This window comes from Vibrio sp. 10N (assembly GCF_036245475.1).
Lineage (GTDB): Bacteria > Pseudomonadota > Gammaproteobacteria > Enterobacterales > Vibrionaceae > Vibrio.
In genome coordinates this window covers 1-3,623 of the sequence record NZ_BTPM01000004.1, presented here as the reverse complement: position 1 = coordinate 3,623, position 3,623 = coordinate 1, and the positions used below count along the sequence as shown (strand labels likewise).

The window sequence follows — 3,623 nt, the reverse complement described above, 5'->3', positions numbered from 1 at the left end:
TTTATTTAAAGGATATAATATCCATTAAATAATCACGAAATTAATTCCCATGCAGTCGGTGTTATAGTCAAGATAGGAAACCCTAAAATATACTGCGTAATTTGTCGGTGTTGTTTCCTACTTGCAAAGGGGTATTGCACCCCTCTTGACTCCCCTGCTAAAAGCAAAAAAAACCCCACCTTTACAGTGGGGCTTACAGCTATAAATGTATTCCATCGCTATCGGTAATATTGCCCGACTTATCGAAATATCGCCGTATTCCACACTGGCAATAAGCGCACGTTTCTTCTTCGGAAACAAGTATCCTTTCCTCATCTCCATCCTTATCTAGCACAACATCGTAATACAACGTTGCATCCAATCTCACGTCCTCATCACAAGTGCCACAATAACCCTCAGACACTCTACTCTCTTCTTCTTCTCTTATTACTTCTGACATCTCAATCACCAATTAAATATTAATTGCCCATTTCCATCACAGGCGTTTTCGTTATTATCTCTTGTTGGTTCTGCTATATCTTCATCTGGCTCCAGACTCTCTTTAAAAGATTTCAGGAACTCATCAGAGGCAGAAACAAACTCTACTTTTGATGTATCAAAAACAGGTATTAGATTTCGCACTATTGAATCCTCAAAAATGCGTTTTTGAAGATTTACTCTTTTCTGCACTGCATCAGCAATATTGATCTCTTTTGCCTTGGCATGTTCGATCACTGCTGCAATCACATTCTTGTCGGTTGTTTCCTCACTGGTGTCCAACACCAAAGACTGTGAATTGGTGTGCGCCACCTTCCGCCATTGCTTACCAGTAAGGCTCATAATCTCAACCGCCTCATCCTCTTTCAGTGCTGCAAGCTGTTCATCTGTATAGTCTTTTACACCACACCTTTCTTTCATCTTTGGTGTCCAGAACATCTGTGCTTTACCCTTGATCGCTTCATTATACTCAAGCCATAGGCGCGCATACTTGCCGTTCCTCTCCTCCTGATACAACGTCAAAAACGCAAAGGGATGCTTACCCTTAGCTCTGCCTTTTTTTGTTGTAGCCTTGGCTATCTCTCGATCTACACCCCAGTTCCTTGAATCATCCTGTTTCGCTAGATAGTCACTTGTTGAACAATTATCGCGAACGTCAACAGAGTGCTTTCTAAAAGCCCTTACAGTGGCTTTCTTTGATGGATCTAACAGCCCTGCTTTTATGCAGCAATCCTCCCACCTACGCAGGACAAATGCTTTTAAATCATCAGCATCCGCATCGCTATCAACAAACCATAGCTCGTGAGTGTGTGGATGCCATCCACTCTCACCATAAGTGATCTCAAGGGATCTTATGAGTCCTTCAAAGCCTACACGCTTCTTAAAGTGCCTCCACCTATTATCCCGTCTTAACTCACTCAAAGCCTCCTTTTGACCGTCCAAAAGGTGCTTTAAGTTGTTTCTTTTGGTATGTGGGAATGTAAAGGTCACCATGACCGCTTTTTTTCCAAGTTTGTAAAAATAATCCATCCCCATAGCCACCTCAACACGGCGCTTTTCTTGAACCTTTGCGGCGCAATTTGGGCACGCCCAAACGCTCCCACAAGTGAAGAGTCCTTTGAAAAAGCTTTTGTGATACTCGACAGAGTTCATTATTGCCACTTCACCTATAGCGATATAGGCGCATTTAGCGGCACGATGATAATTAAGAACATGCTTTAGGTTGGCGCGTTCGCCAGCCTTCGCAAATATACCACGAGCCACTCTAGAGAGCTCAAAACGCTCTCTTCTTAATGCTCTAAGTACCTGTTTTTGCTCGCATTCACCATCGGAGGTGGTGGAGGATTTCGCCTTTATTCCAAGGCGCGGCTTTGCCGCTTGGTGATCGCTGTTACATCCGCACATTCTGCCACCCGCAAATTGCGCGAGAGGCTATGAAAACACCACAGATGTTGCTAAATTGAATTGAGTAGTTCATACTATTCTCGACTTATGTTTGAAGCCACTGCGAGGCGCGCCAACGCCATTGACCAGTGGCTTTATCATTTCTGGAGGTTGGGAAATGTCAATCCTGACACCCACTTACACGCTCCATCTCCATTAAGATACTCCTTTTTCTTAATTGCTGCTAGTACACGGCAAGAATGCCTCCACCCTCATCACACTCTCAAAGATCTAAAAGAGCGCCTAGCAGGAAGGGGGGGTTACCGGGTCCGTTCGGCATTGTAGGGTTCCGCCCCCCACCAACAGTGGCCATGCAAGCTGCTGTGAGGGGCTTGTATGCCCTATCGGGCATTAGGTGAAGTCCACCGTACAGTTGGCAAAGCCCAACCCCTTAACAAGCTTTATAGCGGCATCTGCTGTCTTAAAAGTACGCATCTCACCACGCTGTGTATGTAGCTGATAGTGCTCGTTTTTCTTCTTCCCTTGGAAGGTGGCAACCCACCCACCAAACATAGGTTGGTGGCTCACTGTAGCACCAGTTAGTGATCCAGCATTCATTAGCAATTGTATGTCTTTCAGTTCGTTTTTCATGATTTAATTCCTTTGTTTTGATACATCAATAATAGGGTTTTGATTCACCCCTGTCAACCCCATCACAACTTTATTTTTGATGAATCAATATCGTGCTTTTGATTTGGGTCTTTTTGTTGCTGTATTTCCTGCTCTCTTGCTTGATCAACCCTTTGCTTAATGCGCTCTGAAAAGCTGCTTAGAGCCTCGTTGTCCTCATATTTCACGGCAATCTCATCCACTTGCTTTATAGTCTTTTCAACCCTGTTTAGGGTGCTTCCAAACCGCATTGCGTTGCCTTCTTCTTTATATTTGTCGAGCCTTTCAAACTGATCCTCAATTTTATTAAGGAGACTATTCAACTCTGGCATTAATTCAAACCTATGCTCCAGCTTGGCTCTGCGCATATATTCAAGCTCATCCTTGATAATATCCCCTTTCTTGGCTATATCAGCCTTCCACTTAGGGACTTTTTTCTTGGCTATACCCTTGTATCTTTTTTTGGCTATGTACTCACTGTTACATATCCCGATGGTATTCTTGACCTGCTCGTTAAATGACATCTTGAGAGTCTTTAATACCCCTCTGTGGTTTAAAGGCAAGCCATAATCCAGCTTTGGAATATAATTACCTATCATTACATGTGCATGATCACCAGTGCCAGTACCATCCTGATCCTGCTGATGCACTGTAGCTCTAATAAACCCATTCAGGTCGCTAGGTGTTATTTGTGCCTTTGGTTCCTGCTCTCCAACCTTTATTCTTTTTCCATCCTCATCCTCACCCCAAATAGGTGATGGTGCGTTTAAATATTCGCACATATCACGAAGCATACCATTCACCATACCTTTCCATTGCTCTGGTGTTGGTCTAAACTCATCCCCCTTTGGTAGCGTAAAAATGAACTCTTGCGCCTCGTTCGGGGGGCGTCCTCCCCTTTTCCTCTTTGCAAGATTCATCTTTCGCTTTTCGTTCGCTGCTATTATTCTCACCGTCGTATCACCGTTACCTATAATGTCCACAGTTCGCTCTGTGTTATTATGGTTAGGGTGATTCATGTCGTTGAAATATAGCTCTCTGGAGGCTGCTGATTTAACCCCTTCTGCTGTTACTGTCCAGTTCTTAATTCCCAT

At 43.8% G+C, this 3,623-nt stretch carries 3 protein-coding genes; all 3 read right to left on the bottom strand.

The features are described from left to right. Positions 1-444: 444 nt before the first annotated feature. Positions 445-1,881: a protein rep gene (locus AAA946_RS24120; protein WP_338167324.1), complete on the bottom strand. Its 1,437-nt coding sequence runs from the start codon at positions 1,879-1,881 to the stop codon at positions 445-447. 390 nt (positions 1,882-2,271) lie between these two features. Continuing rightward, on the bottom strand, positions 2,272-2,511 hold the full coding sequence (locus AAA946_RS24115; RefSeq protein ID WP_338167323.1) for a hypothetical protein: 240 nt from the start codon (positions 2,509-2,511) through the stop codon (positions 2,272-2,274). Positions 2,512-2,573: 62 nt separating this feature from the next. Then, the coding region (locus AAA946_RS24110) for a hypothetical protein (protein ID WP_338167322.1) at positions 2,574-3,623 on the bottom strand (1,050 nt) is incomplete at its 5' end.